Source organism: Streptomyces sp. AMJ-169 (assembly GCF_055597585.1).
Genome location: NZ_JBVLTJ010000009.1, coordinates 107600 through 121660, shown reverse-complemented (window position 1 = coordinate 121660; position 14061 = coordinate 107600). Strand labels below are relative to the sequence as shown.

Genomic DNA, 14061 nt, shown 5'->3' with positions numbered 1-14061 from the left:
CCTCCGAGGCTTCGCGTCGCTTTTAAAGCGCTTTAAGGGGTGGGGGTTTGTAGGTAGCGGACAGACCCTAGCGGTCCGCCGGGCCGCCCACTGTGTGGTGATACCCACACGTCTCCGGGCCGGTCTTGTGCGGAGTCCACCTTGGCCGGGGGCGGGCCCGTAGGACAGGATCAACATCCATGGACCTGCTGAACACGCTGGTGGACAAGGGGCTTCGGCGCGAGCTGCCGACCCGCGCGGAGGCGCTGGCCGTGCTGCGCACCCCGGACGACGACGTGCTGGACGTGGTGGCCGCGGCCGGGAAGGTGCGCCGGCGCTGGTTCGGCCGCCGGGTCAAGCTCAACTACCTGATCAACCTCAAGTCGGGCCTGTGCCCCGAGGACTGCTCGTACTGCTCCCAGCGGCTCGGCTCCACGGCCGGCATCCTCAAGTACACGTGGATCAAGCCCGACGAGGCTTCTCAGGTGGCGGCGGCCGGGCTCGCCGGGGGCGCGAAGCGGGTCTGCCTGGTGGCGTCCGGGCGCGGTCCGACCGACCGGGACATCGACCGGGTCGCGGGCACCATCAAGGCGATCAAGGAGCAGAACGAGGGCGTCGAGGTCTGCGCCTGCCTCGGCCTGCTGACCGACGGCCAGGCGGAGCGGCTGCGCGAGGCGGGCGCCGACGCCTACAACCACAACCTCAACACGTCCGAGGCGACGTACGGGGACATCACCACCACCCACACCTACGCCGACCGCGTCGACACCGTCCAGAAGGCGCACGCGGCCGGTCTGTCGGCCTGCTCGGGCCTGATCGCGGGGATGGGCGAGAGCGACGAGGACCTGGTCGACGTCGTCTTCTCGCTGCGCGAGCTGGACCCGGACTCGGTGCCCGTCAACTTCCTGATCCCGATGGAGGGCACGCCCCTGTCGGCGGACTGGCACCTCACGCCGCAGCACTGCCTGCGCATCCTGGCGATGGTCCGCTTCGTCTGCCCCGACATCGAGGTCCGCATCGCCGGCGGCCGCGAGGTCCACCTCCGCTCCCTCCAGCCCCTCGCCCTGCACCTCGCCAACTCGATCTTCCTGGGCGACTACCTGACCAGCGAGGGCCAGGCGGGCCAGGCCGACCTCGACATGATCGCCGACGCGGGCTTCGAGGTGGAGGGGACGGGCGAGCGGACGCTGCCCAGGCATCGCTCGGAGCTGACCGGTTGTGGCGACGGCTGTGGGGGCTGCGGTTCTCACGCGGGCGGCGGTGTCTGTGGGACGACGGCCCCGGCGCCCGCCGCCGAGGAGGCGCCCGCCGGTGTCCGTACCGATCTGGTGGCCGTCCGCAAGCGCGGTGCCGGGACGGATCTCGCGCCCAATGCCTGACGTCTCCGCGCTGCTGGAGCTGGACCGGCGGCACGTCTGGCATCCGTACGGCCCGATGCCCGGCACGGCCGAGCCGCTCGTCGTGGAGTCGGCGAGCGGGGTCCGGCTGCGGCTCGCGGACGGGCGGGGCGAGCTGGTGGACGGCATGTCGTCCTGGTGGTCGGCGATCCACGGCTACCGCCACCCGGTGCTGGACGAGGCCGCGCGCGAGCAGCTGGAGCGGATGAGCCACGTCATGTTCGGCGGGCTCACCCACGAACCCGCCGTGCTGCTCGCGAAGCAGCTCGTCGACATCACCCCGGCCGGCCTGGAGCACGTCTTCCTGGCCGACTCGGGGTCGGTGTCGGTCGAGGTCGCCATCAAGATGTGCCTCCAGTACTGGCGCTCCCTGGGCAGGCCGGGCAAGCGGCGCCTGCTGACCTGGCGCGGCGGCTACCACGGCGACACCTGGAACCCCATGTCGGTGTGCGACCCCGAGGGCGGCATGCACGGGCTGTGGGCCGGTGTGCTGCCCCGGCAGGTGTTCGTGGACGCGCCGCCCGCGGACTTCGAGGAGCCGTACGCCGACCTGCTGCGGACGGCGATCGCGGAGCACGCGGACGAACTGGCCGCCGTCGTCGTGGAGCCGGTGGTGCAGGGCGCGGGCGGGATGCGGTTCCACTCCCCCGCCTATCTGCGGGTCCTGCGGGAGGCGTGCGACGCGCACGGCGTGCTGCTGGTGTTCGACGAGATCGCGACCGGGTTCGGCCGCACGGGCGCCCTGTTCGCGGCGGACCACGCGCGCGTGACGCCCGATGTGATGTGCGTCGGCAAGGCGCTCACCGGTGGCTACATGACGCTGGCGGCGACCTTGTGCACGCCCGGGGTCGCCGAGGGGATCTCGCGCGGTGAGGTGCCCGTCCTGGCGCACGGTCCGACGTTCATGGGCAACCCGCTCGCCGCCGCCGTGGCCCGCGCCTCCATCGGGCTGCTGCTCGAACAGGACTGGGCGGCGGAGGTGGAGCGGATCGGAGCGGGGCTGCGCGAGGGGCTGGCTGAGGCATCGGCGCTCCCTGGGGTGCGGGACGTGCGGGTCCTGGGCGCCATCGGCGTCGTCCAGCTGGACCATCCCGTCGACATGGCCAAGGCCACGGGGGCGGCGGTCCGCGCGGGTGTGTGGCTGCGGCCGTTCCGCGACCTCGTCTACACGATGCCGCCCTATGTCACCGGCGACGACGACGTCGCCCGTATCGCGCGCGCGGTGTGCGCCGCCGCACGGGAGGGATGACCATGACGATCCTGGTGATCACAGGCACGGGCACGGAGGTCGGCAAGACGGCCGTGACCGCCGCCGTGGCCGCGGTGGCGGTCGCCGCCGGACGCACGGTCGCCGTCCTGAAGGCCGCGCAGACCGGGGTGCGCCCGGACGAGCCCGGTGACGCCGCCGAAGTGGCCCGCCTGGCGGGCGGGGTGACGGCGGCCGAGTGCGCCCGCTACCCCGAGCCCCTGGCCCCGGCGACGGCCGCGCGGCGCGCGGGACTCGATCCGGTGCGGCCCTACGACGTCGTCGAGCGGGCCCACAAGCTGGCGGTGGAGCACGACCTGGTGCTCGTCGAGGGCGCCGGCGGGCTGATGGTCCGCTTCGACGACGAGGGCGGGACCCTGGCCGACGTCGCCGCGCTGCTGGGGGCGCCGGTGCTGCTGGTGGCGTCGGCGGGGCTGGGCACACTGAACACGACCGAGCTGACCGCGCGTGAACTGCGCGCGCGGGGTGTCGAGTTGCTGGGCGTGGTGATCGGCAGCTGGCCGGCGGCGCCGGATCTGGCGATGCGCTGCAATGTGAGCGATCTGCCGGAGGTCTCCGGGGTGCCGCTGCTGGGGGTGCTGCCGGAGGGGGTCGGGAGGCTGACGCCGGAGGAGTTCCGGGCGGGGGCGGGGAGTTGGCTGTCGGCTCGGCTGGACGGGGAGTGGGGGGCGGAGGGGTTTCGGGGGGCGCAGGGGATCTGAGGGGTTGCCGGGGGCTCGGGTTCTCGGGGGCTCGGGGTGCCGGGGTGCCGGGGTGCTGGGGTGCCGGGGTGCTGGGGTGCCGGGCGGCCTGGAGTTCTGGCAGGTTCGGCGGCTCGGCGGCTCGGCGGCTCGGCGGCTCGGCGGCTCGGCGGCTTAGGGTGTCTCCTCCAGCAGCCGGACCAGTTCGATGCGGGAGCGGATGCCGAGGCGGGCGAAGACGCCTCTCAGGTGGTGATCGATCGTGCGGGGGCTCAGGGCCAGCCTGGCGGCTATCTCCCGGTTCGTGGCGCCTTCGGCGGCCATCCGGGCCACGAGGAGCTGCTGGGCCGTCAGAGAGGCGCCTGGGGCCGTGGACGGGGGTGCCTGGGCGGTCGGGGCGCCCAGCGCGCGCAGCTCGGCGGCGGCGAGGTCGGCGTAGTGCGGGGCCCCGAACGCCGTGAACGCCTCCAGCGCGCTGTGCAGCCGGTCCCGGGCCTCCGTGCGGCGGCGCAGCCGTCGTAGCGCCCCGCCGAACAGCAGCTCGGTGCGGGCGCGTTCGAAGTCGCGGGTGCCGCGCGCGTGCAGGTCGAGGGCGGTGCGGTAGTGCTCGACGGCTTCGGCGCCCGGGGTCAGCAGGGCCTTGCAGCGGGCGCTCAGCGCGAGGTCGTCGGCGCTGCGGACGGCCTGCGCCCAGCGGTCGTAGTCGGCGTGGGCGGCGCGCGCGACCCGGGTGTCGCCGGTGCGGGCGGCGGCCTCCACGTAGTGCGGGGTCGCCAGATGGCGGATCGCCCGGTGGCCGTGCCCGGGGCCGAACCCGGCGAGCGCCCGCAGCCGGGCGGCGGCCCGGTCGAAGCGACCGGCGCCGAGGTCCAGTACGGCGAGCGCCCATTGCGCAAGGGCGGCGGGCAGCCCGAGGCCGTGGGTCAGCGCGTGCGCCCGCGCGGTGGCCGCCCGTTCCCGGCACAGCTCGGCGTCCCCGGTGAGCGCCGCGAACATGGCGAGCGCGGCCTGGAGATGGCACGCCCCGTTGTCCTGCCCGGTCGTGTGAGCCTGGCGCAGCGCGTCCAGGGCGGCCCCTTCGGCGGCCCGGTGCCGGCCGCCCCAGAAGTCGGCGTACACGCGGAACTCCATCGCCTGGACGACGCTCCCGGCGGAGCCGCCCGCGCGTGCGGAGGCCGCCGCGCGGACCGTCGCGGTCTGCGCGCGCGTGTGGTCGCCGAGCATCAGGGCGGCGATGCCCGCGTGGACGAGGGTCGTCGGGGTCTCGCCGGCGCCGTGGCGGTTCGCGGCGCTCTTCAGGAGGTCGCGGGCCTCCAGGTAGCGGCCGTCGACCGCCGCCGCGAGGCCGGGGAGGACTCCTGGAGGCTCGATCCCGGTCCACCGGGTGACGGCCATGGCCTCGCGGCAGCGGCGGAGGTCTCCGGTGTAGACGGCGGCTTCGGTGGCGCGGGCGAGGAGGTGGGAGGCTCCGCCGGCTGCCGGGGTTCCAAGGGGGGTCGCGGGGGCTTGTGTTGCGGTGACCGGGGCCGCATTGGATACAACCGGGGCCCCTTTGGAGGTCGCCTTGGACGCCTTGGACGCTCTGGACGTCGCTTGGGGCGTCGCCTTGGGTGGCGCTTGGGGCGTCGCCTTGGGTGGCGCTTGGGGCGTCGCCTTGGGTGGCGCTTGGGGCGTCGCCTTGGAGGTCGCTTGGGGCGTCGCCTTGGGTGGCGCTGTCTCCGACCTGAGGACGACCTCCGCCAGCAGTGCGTCGAACGCCTCGGCGGCGCTGCCCGCGCGCAGGGCGAGGACGCCCGCGAGGGGGGTGGCGCCGGTGCGGGCGGACAGGAGGCGGGCGCGGTCGGCGTCGCCGGAGTCCCAGGCGTCGGCCGCCGCGCGGGCGAGGAACCGGTCACGGGCGGCGGGGTCGGGGCAGAGCGCGGCGGCGCGTTCGCCGAGGGCGCGGGCGAGGGCCGGGCGGCCCTGGGAGCGGGCCTGTCCGGCCGCTGAGGCGAGTTCGGCGCTGAGCCGTCCGCTGGGGCCCAGGGCGGCTGCGGCGCGGTGCCAGGCGCGGTAGGGCGCCTCCGCGGGGCCGTTCAGGACGCGGGCGAGGAGGCGGTGGGCGTCGCGGCGGTCGGCGGGGGCGGCGGACTCGTAGCCGGCGACGCGCGTCCAGTCGTCCCGGAAGGTCACCCCACCCGGCGTCGGATGGGCGAGGCCCGCCGCCTCGGCGGCCTCCAGGGGGCGGGTGTCGAGGCCGGCGGCGGCGAGCGCGCGCAGGAACGCGCAGGTGCCCACCGGGTACTGGTCGGCGGCGGCCAGCAGGAGCAGCCGCCGGGTGTCGTCGGGCAGCGCGCGCACCTCGCGGCGGCGGTCGCGCAGCAGTTCGGGGGCCAGCTCGGCCGGTTCGCAGGCCAGCGGGTCCAGGCCGGCCGCCTGCCGGGCGGTCAGCCGTGCCGTGATCTCACCGACCGCGCGCGGGTCGCCGTACGCACGCAGGCGTACGCGGGTCCGGACGCCCTCGGTGGGGGCGGGCGCCGGCTGCGGCGGTGGCGGGATCCGGGCGGGGGTGGGGGGAGTCGCCTGTGTCACCACGTGATTCACGTTACTTGCGGGTTACTTGAGCAGTAAAGACCGGCGATCTCACCGATGCGTCACGCGTAGACCCCACCTGACACTCCTGGCGACCCCACCACCAGGAGGCATCATGCAGCGCCCCTTGCGTCGCATCGCGGCGGCCGTCTCGGCCGTCGTCACAGCAGTTCTGCTGTCGCTCTCCCTCACGGCGCCCGCGCACGCGGCGACCCGCAATCCGATCATCTTCGTGCACGGCATCAGCAGCGACTCCAGCAGCTGGGACGACTGGGTCGCCGACTTCAAGGCCGACGGGTACTCCGCGTCCCAGCTGGACGCGTGGTCCTACAGCTGGTCGCAGTCGAACGTCACGACCGCGCAGCAGCTGGCCACGGAGGTCAAGAACGTCCTCGCGCGCACGGGCGCGTCCAAGGTCGACATCGTCGCTCACTCCATGGGTGTGCTCAGCTCGCGTTACTACCTGAAGAACCTCGGGGGAACGTCTTCCGTCGGCCACTTCGTGTCGACGGCCGGCGTCAACCATGGGACGACGACGGCCTCTTGGTGTTCCTGGCTGTACACGTCCTGCGCGGAGATGTACACGGGCAGCTCGTTCCTGACGGCCCTGAACTCGGGTGACGAGACGCCGGGCGCTGTCTCCTACGCCAGTTACTGGTCCAACTGCGACTCCGCGCTGACCCCGGACACCACCGCGATCCTGGACGGCGCCACCAACGTCGAGGTGGGCTGCGTCTCGCACACCGACATGAACAACGACTACGGCGTCTACCAGCAGGTGCGCGACTTCCTCGCGTCCTGACGCGCCAGGGGGTGCGCGCGGCGTCCTAGGAGGACACTTTTCCCCAGGAGGTCCTCATGCCGACGCGCACCCCTAAGGACGCCGTCAAGGACGCCGTCCGCCATCCGCTGTTCGCGCGGTGCTACACCCGGCTCAGCCAGGCGGCCGAACCGGCGGTCGGCCCCCTGCGGACCGAGCTGCTGGCCGGTCTGTCGGGCCGGGTCATCGAGGTCGGCGCGGGCAACGGCCTGAACTTCGCCCGCTATCCGCCCGCGGTGGCGGAGGTGGTCGCTCTGGAGCCCGAACGTCTCCTAAGGACCGAGGCCCGCGAACGCGCCCTCCGCGCGGCTGCTCCCGTGGACGTCGTCCCGGGTCTCGCCGAGGCGCTCCCCGTCAAGAGCGAGGCCTTCGACGCGGCCGTGCTCTCGCTGACCCTGTGCAGCGTGCGGGACCCGGAGCGGGCGCTGCGGGAGCTCTTCCGGGTGCTGCGGCCGGGCGGTGAGCTGCGCTTCTTCGAACACGGGCCGGGCGGCGGCACGTTCGCGCGGGCGGTGCAGCGCGGGCTGGACGCGACGGTGTGGCCGCGGCTGTTCGGCGGCTGCCGGCTGACCCGTGACGCGACGGCGCTGATCGGGGCGGCGGGCTTCGCCCCCGGGGCCGTGCGCCGGCTGACGCTGCCGCCGAAGGGGGCGCCGACGTCGTACGCCGTGCTCGGGACCGCGCGCAGGCCTGTCATCGGTGAAGCTCTCCCCTAGGCTCGGCGGGACCGTTCATGTCCGTTGATCTGAAGGGGAGTTCATGTCGCGCCCGTTCCGTTTCGGAGTGAACCTGCTGGAGCCCTCGGACCTCGGCCGGTGGCGCGCCAAGTGCCGCCGGGCCGAGGAGCTCGGCTACGACGTGCTGCTGGTCCCCGACCACCTGGGGATGCCGGCGCCCTTCCCGGCCCTGGTCGCCGCCGCCGCGGCCACCGAGCGGCCCCGGGTGGGGACGCTCGTGCTCAACGCCGGTTTCTGGAACCCGGTGCTGCTGGCCCGTGAGGTGGCGACGACCGCCGCGCTGACCGGCGGCCGGCTCGAACTCGGGCTCGGCGCCGGGTACGTGCAGGCCGAACACGACGACGCGGGGCTGCCGTTCGGATCGCCCCGCGCGCGCGTGGACCAACTGCGGCGCACGGTCGAGGAGCTGAGCCGCCGCCAGGAGGAGGGCGCGCCGCACGTGCCCTTGCTGATCGGCGGCAACGGCGACCGGATCCTGCGGCTGACCGCCGAGCACGCCGACATCGCGGGCTTCGCGGGCGCGTACGCGGAGGCGGGCAGCACGACGGGGCGGATAACCCCGCTGTCGGCCGAGGAGCTGGACCACAAGGTCGCGCGGTACGCGGAGCTCTCAGCGGGCCGTACGGAGCCCGCCGAGCGGAGCCTGCTGGTCCAGCAGGTGCTCGTCACCGACGACCCGGAGAAGGCCGTACAGCCGGTCGTGGAGCGTATTCCCGGGGTCACCGCCGCGCAGGTGCTGGCGCTGCCCATCGTGCTGGCCGGCCCGGTCGGGGAGATCGCGGCGAAGGTGCGCGGGCTGCGGGAGCGGTACGGGATCACGTATCTGACCGTGCTGGAGCCGTTCATGGAGGCGTTCGCGCCGGTGCTGGCCGAGGTGCGGGGGCGCGGGTCGGCCGCGGCGGCGGGGGCGGCGGAGGCGGCCGGTCCGGATGGCGTGGGGCCGGTTGGTCCGGGTGCCGTGAGGTCGGCCGGTCCGGGTGCCGTGCGGCCGATCCGTCCGGATGCCGGAAACCCGCTCGGCGGGGCGCCCGGCGTGCTGTGATCGCCGTATGTCCGATCTGCGCATACGCCCCGCGACCCCCGCCGACCTCGACGCCGTACTGGCCTTCTGGAGGACGGCGGCGGAGGGCACGAGCATCAGCGACGACCGCGCGGGCGTGGAACGCCTCGTGGGACGCGACCCGGAGGCGCTGATCCTGGCGGAGGCCGACGGGGAGCTGGCCGGGACGGTGATCGCCGGTTTCGACGGCTGGCGCTGCCATCTGTACCGGCTCGCGGTGCACCCGGAGCACCGCCGCCAGGGCATCGGCGCGGCCCTGCTGGCGGCGGCCGAGGAGCGCTTCGCGCGGCTGGGCGGGCGCCGCGCGGACGCGATGGTGCTGACCCGCAACGAGACCGCGCACCATGTCTGGGGCGCCGCGGGGTACTCGCCGGAGGAACAGTGGCGGCGCTGGGTGAAGCCCCTGGTCTAGACAGGGCGCTTTGCTGATCCTTTACCCTATGGGGGGACCGTGCGCCGCGCGGTCCCCTTCTCCGTTCCGCGGAGTCCCCCGTCTTGTGCAGAAAGGTGTGAGCGTCCGCCCATGGGCGAGCCTCCCAGTACCCGACATCGAGCGTTCCTCCCCGCCCTGACCGATCATGGGACGGAGGTGACCCGATGACCGAAGTGCTCCTCCTCCTGGTGGCGGTCCTGCTCTCGCTCGTCTGCGGTGTCTTCGTCGCCGCCGAGTTCTCGCTGACCACCGTCGAGCGCGGCGAGCTGGAGCGCGCGGTGGAGCGCGGCGAGCGGGGCGCCTCCGGGGCCCTGAAGGCCGTACGGAACCTGACCTTCCAGCTCTCCGGCGCGCAGCTCGGGATCACCGTGACCAACCTGGTCGTGGGCATGCTCTCCGAGCCGTCCATCGCCAAGCTGATCGCCGGCCCGCTGGAGTCGGCCGGCCTCCCCGACGGCACCGCGAGCTCCGTCGCGCTGGTCCTCGGTACGGCGCTGTCGACCGTGTTCCTGATGGTCGTCGGCGAGCTGGTCCCCAAGAACTGGGCGATCTCCTCGCCCCTGGTGATCGCCAAGGCCGTCGGCACCCCCCAGAGCTGGTTCAGCGCGGCCTTCCGGCCCTTCATCACCCACCTCAACAACAGCGCGAACCGGATCGTGCGGCGCTTCGGCGTCGAGCCCACCGAGGAGCTGGCCGCCGCGCGCGGACCGCAGGAGCTGGCGGCGCTGGCCCGGCACTCCGCCAAGGAGGGCGCCCTGGAGGCCGACACCGCCGAGCTGTTCGTGCGCACGCTGAACCTGGCCGACCTGACCGCCGAGAACGTGATGACCCCGCGCGTGCAGGTGATGGCCCTGGAGACCGGCGCGACCTGCGAGGACGTCGCGAACGCGACCCGCGCGAGCGGACTGTCGAGGTTCCCGGTGTACCGCGGCAGCCTCGACTCGGTCGTCGGCACCGCCCACATCAAGGACGCCCTCGCGGTCCCGGCCGAGCGCCGCGCGCGGGTCTCCGTCGCGGAGATCATGCGCGAGCCGCTGCTGGTCCCGGAGTCCCTGACCGTCGACCGCCTGCTGGACCGGCTGTCCGGCAAGCGGACGATGGCCGTCGTCATCGACGAGTACGGCGGCACGGCCGGTGTCGCGACCCTGGAGGACATCGTCGAGGAGGTCGTCGGCGAGGTCCGTGACGAGCACGATCCGCACGAGACCCCCGACCTCGCCCCCGCGGGCGCCGACGCGGCCGGACGCGCCCTGTACTCGGCCGACGGGGCCGCCCGCACCGACCAGCTCGCCCGCGTCGGTCTGCGGGCCCCTGAGGGGCCGTACGAGACGCTGGCGGGGCTCGTGGCGACGGAGCTGGGGCGGATACCGGCGGTGGGCGACAGCCTTGAGGTCGCCGGGTGGCGGCTGGACGTCGTGGACGCGTCGGGGCGCAGGGCGGCGCGGGTGCTGCTGCACGCGCCGGTGCGGGAAGCCGACGGGACCGGTGCCGAGAGTGCCGGTGCGGAGGGTGCCGGTGCCGGGGAGTCCGGGGAAGCCGCCGGGAAGTCCGGGGCGGTCGCCGGTTCCGGGGACGTCTCTGAAGGGGAGGGCCGGCGATGACCACGGTCCAGTTGCTGATCGGCCTGGCGACCCTTTTCGTCAACGCCTTCTTCGTCGGCGCGGAGTTCGCGCTGATCTCCGTACGCCGCTCCCAGATCGAGCCGCACGCCGAGCAGGGCGACCGGCGCGCGAAGAGCGTCCTGTGGGGCCTCGAACACGTCTCCGCGCTGATGGCGGCGGCGCAGCTCGGGATCACGCTGTGCACGCTGGTCCTGGGTGTCGTCGCGGAACCGGCGATCGAGCATCTTCTGGAGCCCGCGTTCCACGCGGTCGGGGTGCCCGAGAGCGCCGGGCACGTGGTGTCCTTCGTGATCGCGCTGGCCCTCGCGACGTACCTGCACATGCTGCTCGGCGAGATGGTGCCCAAGAACATCGCCCTCGCCGAGCCGGTGCGCAGCGCGCTGCTCCTGGGCCCGCCCCTGGTCACGCTCTCCCGTGCGCTGCGCCCGGTGATCTTCGCGATCAACGCCTTTGCCAACGTGCTGCTGAAGCTGCTGCGTGTCGAGGCGAAGGACGAGGTCACCGCGACTTTCTCGGACGCCGAGCTGGCGCAGATCGTCAAGGACTCCGGCGAGGCCGGGCTGATCGACGACCGCGCGCGGGAGCGGCTGCACGACGCCCTGGAGCTGGGGCGGCGGCCGGTCCAGGACGTCGTCCTGCCGCTGGAGAGCGTCGTCTACGCGCGCGTGGGCGTCACTCCCGAGGGGCTGGAGCGGCTGGCGGCCGAGTCCGGGTTCTCGCGGTTCCCGGTGGTCGACGAGGGCCGCCGGATCGTCGGCTACCTGCACGTCAAGGACGCGCTGGACGCCTCCCCGCGCGACCTGCCGTTCCGCATGCGCGACCTGCGGCCGATCGCCCGGGTACGGGAATCGACGCCCCTGGACGACGTCCTGACGGCGATGCGGGGCAGCCGTACGCATCTGGCGGCGGTGCTCGGGAGCGACGGGCGGCTGGCGGGGCTGGTGACCATGGAGGACGTGCTGCGGGAGCTGATCGGGTTGCAGGCGTAGCCGGACGGAGCCGCAGGGCCGGCCCGGACCGCGCGTCCGGGCCGGCCCGCACATCTGGGCCGACCCGCAGGTTGGTTGCCCCGGGCACCGGGGTGACCGACCGGCGGGTACGGCACCGGGGTTACCATCGCTGACGCCATGCAGACAGAACCCACTCCCCCGGCTCAGCCCGCCCCTCCGTACGACAGCCTGGTCGCCGTCGGCGACTCCTTCACCGAAGGCATGTCGGACCTCCTGCCCGACGGCTCCTACCGGGGCTGGGCCGACCTCCTGGCGGACCGGATGGCCGCCGCGAACCCCGGCTTCCGGTACGCCAACCTCGCGGTGCGGGGCAAGCTGATCGGCCAGATCGTCTCGGAGCAGGTGGACGTGGCGGCCGGCATGGGCGCCGACGTCATCACTTTGGTGGGCGGCCTCAACGACACCCTCCGCCCCAAGTGCGACATGCCGCGCGTGAAGGACCTCCTCACGGAGGCGGTGGAGCGCCTGGCGCCGTCCTGCAAGCAGCTGGTCCTCATGCGCAGCCCCGGCCGACAGGGCCCGGTCCTGGAGCGCTTCCGCCCGCGCATGGAGGAACTGTTCGCCTGCGTGGACGACTTGGCGTCGCGCCACGGGGCGCTGGTGGTCGACCTCTACGGCGCCCCTTCCCTGTCGGACCCCCGCATGTGGGACGTGGACCGCCTCCACCTGACGGCGGAGGGCCACCGCAGGGTCGCGGAAGCGGTCTGGCAGAGCCTGGGCCACGAGGCGGAGGACCCCGAGTGGCGCGCCCCGATGCCGCCCACTCCCCCGCCGGGCTGGGCCACCCGCCGCGCCACGGACATCAGCTTCGCCCGCCGTTACCTCCTCCCCTGGATCGGCCGCCGCCTGACGGGCCGCTCCTCGGGCGACGGCCTCCCCCCGAAGCGCCCGGAACTGCTTCCGTACGAACCTCAGGACCGCTGACACACACCGGGATGGACAGGACCGGACCCGGCGGACAGTGACCTGGATCTCGTAGCTTCGCACCACCCCCACCCCGGACCCGACCTGCATGAATCGCCAGTAAGATTCCGTCACGTGACTTCTGCGCCCGCCAAGCCCCGCATCCCGAACGTCCTCGCCGGACGGTACGCCTCCGTCGAGCTGGCCACCCTGTGGTCGCCCGAGCACAAGGTGAAGCTGGAGCGTCAGCTCTGGCTCGCGGTGTTGCGGGCGCAGCGCGACCTCGGGATCGAGGTCCCGGAGACGGCGGTCGAGGACTACGAGCGGGTGCTGGACACCGTCGACCTGGGCTCGATCGCCGAGCGGGAGAAGGTCACCCGGCACGACGTGAAGGCGCGGATCGAGGAGTTCAACGACCTCGCGGGCCACGAGCAGGTCCACAAGGGGATGACGTCCCGGGACCTGACGGAGAACGTCGAGCAGCTCCAGATCCGGCTGTCGCTGGAGCTGGTCCGCGACCGCACGGTGGCGGTGCTGGCCCGGCTGGCCAAGCTCGCGGGCGAGTACGGCGAGCTGGTGATGGCGGGCCGCTCGCACAACGTGGCCGCGCAGGCCACGACCCTGGGCAAGCGCTTCGCGACGGCGGCGGACGAACTGCTGGTGGCCTACGCGCGGGTGGAGGAACTCCTCGCCCGCTACCCGCTGCGCGGCATCAAGGGCCCGGTCGGCACGGCCCAGGACATGCTGGACCTGCTGGGCGGCGACGCGGCCAAGCTGGCGGAGCTGGAGCAGCGCATCGCGGACCACCTGGGCTTCGGACAGGCGTTCACGTCGGTCGGCCAGGTCTACCCCCGCTCGCTGGACTACGAGGTCGTCACGGCCCTCGTGCAGCTGGCGGCGGCGCCGTCCTCGCTGGCGAAGACGGTCAGGCTGATGGCGGGCCACGAGCTGGTCACGGAGGGCTTCAAGCCGGGCCAGGTCGGCTCCTCGGCGATGCCGCACAAGATGAACACGCGGTCCTGCGAGCGCGTGAACGGCCTGATGGTGATCCTGCGCGGCTACGCGTCGATGACGGGCGAGCTGGCGGGCGACCAGTGGAACGAGGGCGACGTGTCCTGCTCGGTGGTGCGCCGGGTGGCCCTCCCGGACGCGTTCTTCGCGCTGGACGGCCTGCTGGAGACGTTCCTGACGGTGCTGGACGAGTTCGGGGCGTTCCCGGCGGTCGTCGCCCGTGAGCTGGACCGCTACCTGCCGTTCCTGGCGACGACGAAGGTCCTGATGGGCGCCGTGCGCGCGGGCGTGGGCCGGGAGGTCGCGCACGAGGCGATCAAGGAGCACGCGGTGGCGTCGGCGCTGGCGATGCGCGAGCAGGGTGCCGAGCGCAACGAGCTGCTGGACAAGCTGGCGGCCGACGGGCGCATCCCGCTGGACCGGGCCGGCCTGGACGCGCTGATGGCCGACAAGCTGTCCTTCACGGGCGCGGCGGCCGACCAGGTCGCGGCGGTGGTCGCCCGCGTCGAGGAGATCGTCAAGCAGCGTCCGGAGGCGGCCGGTTACACCCCCAGCGCCATCCTCTGACGCC

At 73.7% G+C, this 14061-nt stretch carries 11 protein-coding genes and 1 pseudogene; 11 read left to right on the top strand and 1 reads right to left on the bottom strand.

Annotated features, from left to right (window positions below):
- Positions 1 to 179 precede the first annotated feature (179 nt).
- From bioB to bioD, 3 genes are read left to right on the top strand one after another with little or no spacing between them, the layout of a single operon-like run.
- Entirely contained in the window at positions 180 to 1358 is a 1179-nt protein-coding gene (bioB, locus tag ACYUD3_RS22825; protein WP_470972729.1) for a biotin synthase BioB, read from the top strand.
- On the top strand, positions 1351 to 2625 hold the full coding sequence (locus ACYUD3_RS22820) for an adenosylmethionine--8-amino-7-oxononanoate transaminase (RefSeq protein WP_470972727.1): 1275 nt from the start codon (positions 1351 to 1353) through the stop codon (positions 2623 to 2625). The genes bioB and ACYUD3_RS22820 overlap by 8 nt, the downstream gene beginning before the upstream one ends.
- Positions 2626 to 2627: 2 nt before the next feature.
- Complete coding sequence (gene bioD / locus ACYUD3_RS22815; protein WP_470972725.1) at positions 2628 to 3344, top strand: dethiobiotin synthase; 717 nt, start codon at positions 2628 to 2630, stop codon at positions 3342 to 3344.
- A 153-nt stretch (positions 3345 to 3497) separates the two neighbouring features.
- Here bioD and ACYUD3_RS22810 read toward each other — a convergent pair whose 3' ends face one another.
- Positions 3498 to 5897, bottom strand: a complete 2400-nt coding sequence (locus tag ACYUD3_RS22810; protein WP_470972723.1) for a LuxR C-terminal-related transcriptional regulator — start codon at positions 5895 to 5897, stop codon at positions 3498 to 3500.
- Between the two features lie 112 nt (positions 5898 to 6009).
- On the opposite strand from ACYUD3_RS22810, the gene ACYUD3_RS22805 reads away from it, so the two are divergent.
- The 8 genes and pseudogenes from ACYUD3_RS22805 (at position 6010) to purB (ending at position 14057) form a co-directional block, all read left to right on the top strand.
- Positions 6010 to 6696 (top strand): esterase/lipase family protein, encoded by a 687-nt coding sequence (locus ACYUD3_RS22805; RefSeq protein WP_470972722.1) that lies wholly within the window; start codon positions 6010 to 6012, stop codon positions 6694 to 6696.
- A gap of 56 nt (positions 6697 to 6752) precedes the next feature.
- Positions 6753 to 7430, top strand: a complete 678-nt coding sequence (locus ACYUD3_RS22800; RefSeq protein WP_470972720.1) for a class I SAM-dependent methyltransferase — start codon at positions 6753 to 6755, stop codon at positions 7428 to 7430.
- Positions 7431 to 7473: 43 nt separating this feature from the next.
- Positions 7474 to 8334: pseudogene (locus ACYUD3_RS22795) on the top strand (TIGR03621 family F420-dependent LLM class oxidoreductase); the annotation flags it as partial.
- 166 nt (positions 8335 to 8500) lie between these two features.
- Positions 8501 to 8923 (top strand): GNAT family N-acetyltransferase, encoded by a 423-nt coding sequence (locus ACYUD3_RS22790; RefSeq protein WP_470972718.1) that lies wholly within the window; start codon positions 8501 to 8503, stop codon positions 8921 to 8923.
- A gap of 185 nt (positions 8924 to 9108) precedes the next feature.
- Positions 9109 to 10545, top strand: a complete 1437-nt coding sequence (locus ACYUD3_RS22785) for a hemolysin family protein (RefSeq protein ID WP_470972716.1) — start codon at positions 9109 to 9111, stop codon at positions 10543 to 10545.
- The gene (locus tag ACYUD3_RS22780) at positions 10542 to 11555 is read left to right on the top strand and encodes a hemolysin family protein (protein ID WP_470972714.1); all 1014 of its coding nucleotides are present in this window, start codon (positions 10542 to 10544) and stop codon (positions 11553 to 11555) included. The genes ACYUD3_RS22785 and ACYUD3_RS22780 overlap by 4 nt, the downstream gene beginning before the upstream one ends.
- A gap of 138 nt (positions 11556 to 11693) precedes the next feature.
- Complete coding sequence (locus tag ACYUD3_RS22775) at positions 11694 to 12500, top strand: SGNH/GDSL hydrolase family protein (RefSeq protein WP_470972712.1); 807 nt, start codon at positions 11694 to 11696, stop codon at positions 12498 to 12500.
- A 114-nt stretch (positions 12501 to 12614) separates the two neighbouring features.
- A complete protein-coding gene (gene purB, locus ACYUD3_RS22770; RefSeq protein WP_470972710.1) occupies positions 12615 to 14057 on the top strand; it encodes an adenylosuccinate lyase in 1443 nt (480 codons plus the stop codon).
- The last annotated feature ends 4 nt before the right edge of the window (positions 14058 to 14061 follow it).

What these genes read in the sequence shown, in the direction of transcription:
- bioB (WP_470972729.1), top strand. Translation starts at nt 180, where the DNA reads ATGGACCTGCTGAACACGCTGGTGGACAAGGGGCTTCGGCGCGAGCTG.
- ACYUD3_RS22820 (WP_470972727.1), top strand. Translation starts at nt 1,351, where the DNA reads ATGCCTGACGTCTCCGCGCTGCTGGAGCTGGACCGGCGGCACGTCTGG.
- bioD (WP_470972725.1), top strand. Translation starts at nt 2,628, where the DNA reads ATGACGATCCTGGTGATCACAGGCACGGGCACGGAGGTCGGCAAGACG.
- ACYUD3_RS22805 (WP_470972722.1), top strand. Translation starts at nt 6,010, where the DNA reads ATGCAGCGCCCCTTGCGTCGCATCGCGGCGGCCGTCTCGGCCGTCGTC.
- ACYUD3_RS22800 (WP_470972720.1), top strand. Translation starts at nt 6,753, where the DNA reads ATGCCGACGCGCACCCCTAAGGACGCCGTCAAGGACGCCGTCCGCCAT.
- ACYUD3_RS22790 (WP_470972718.1), top strand. Translation starts at nt 8,501, where the DNA reads ATGTCCGATCTGCGCATACGCCCCGCGACCCCCGCCGACCTCGACGCC.
- ACYUD3_RS22785 (WP_470972716.1), top strand. Translation starts at nt 9,109, where the DNA reads ATGACCGAAGTGCTCCTCCTCCTGGTGGCGGTCCTGCTCTCGCTCGTC.
- ACYUD3_RS22780 (WP_470972714.1), top strand. Translation starts at nt 10,542, where the DNA reads ATGACCACGGTCCAGTTGCTGATCGGCCTGGCGACCCTTTTCGTCAAC.
- ACYUD3_RS22775 (WP_470972712.1), top strand. Translation starts at nt 11,694, where the DNA reads ATGCAGACAGAACCCACTCCCCCGGCTCAGCCCGCCCCTCCGTACGAC.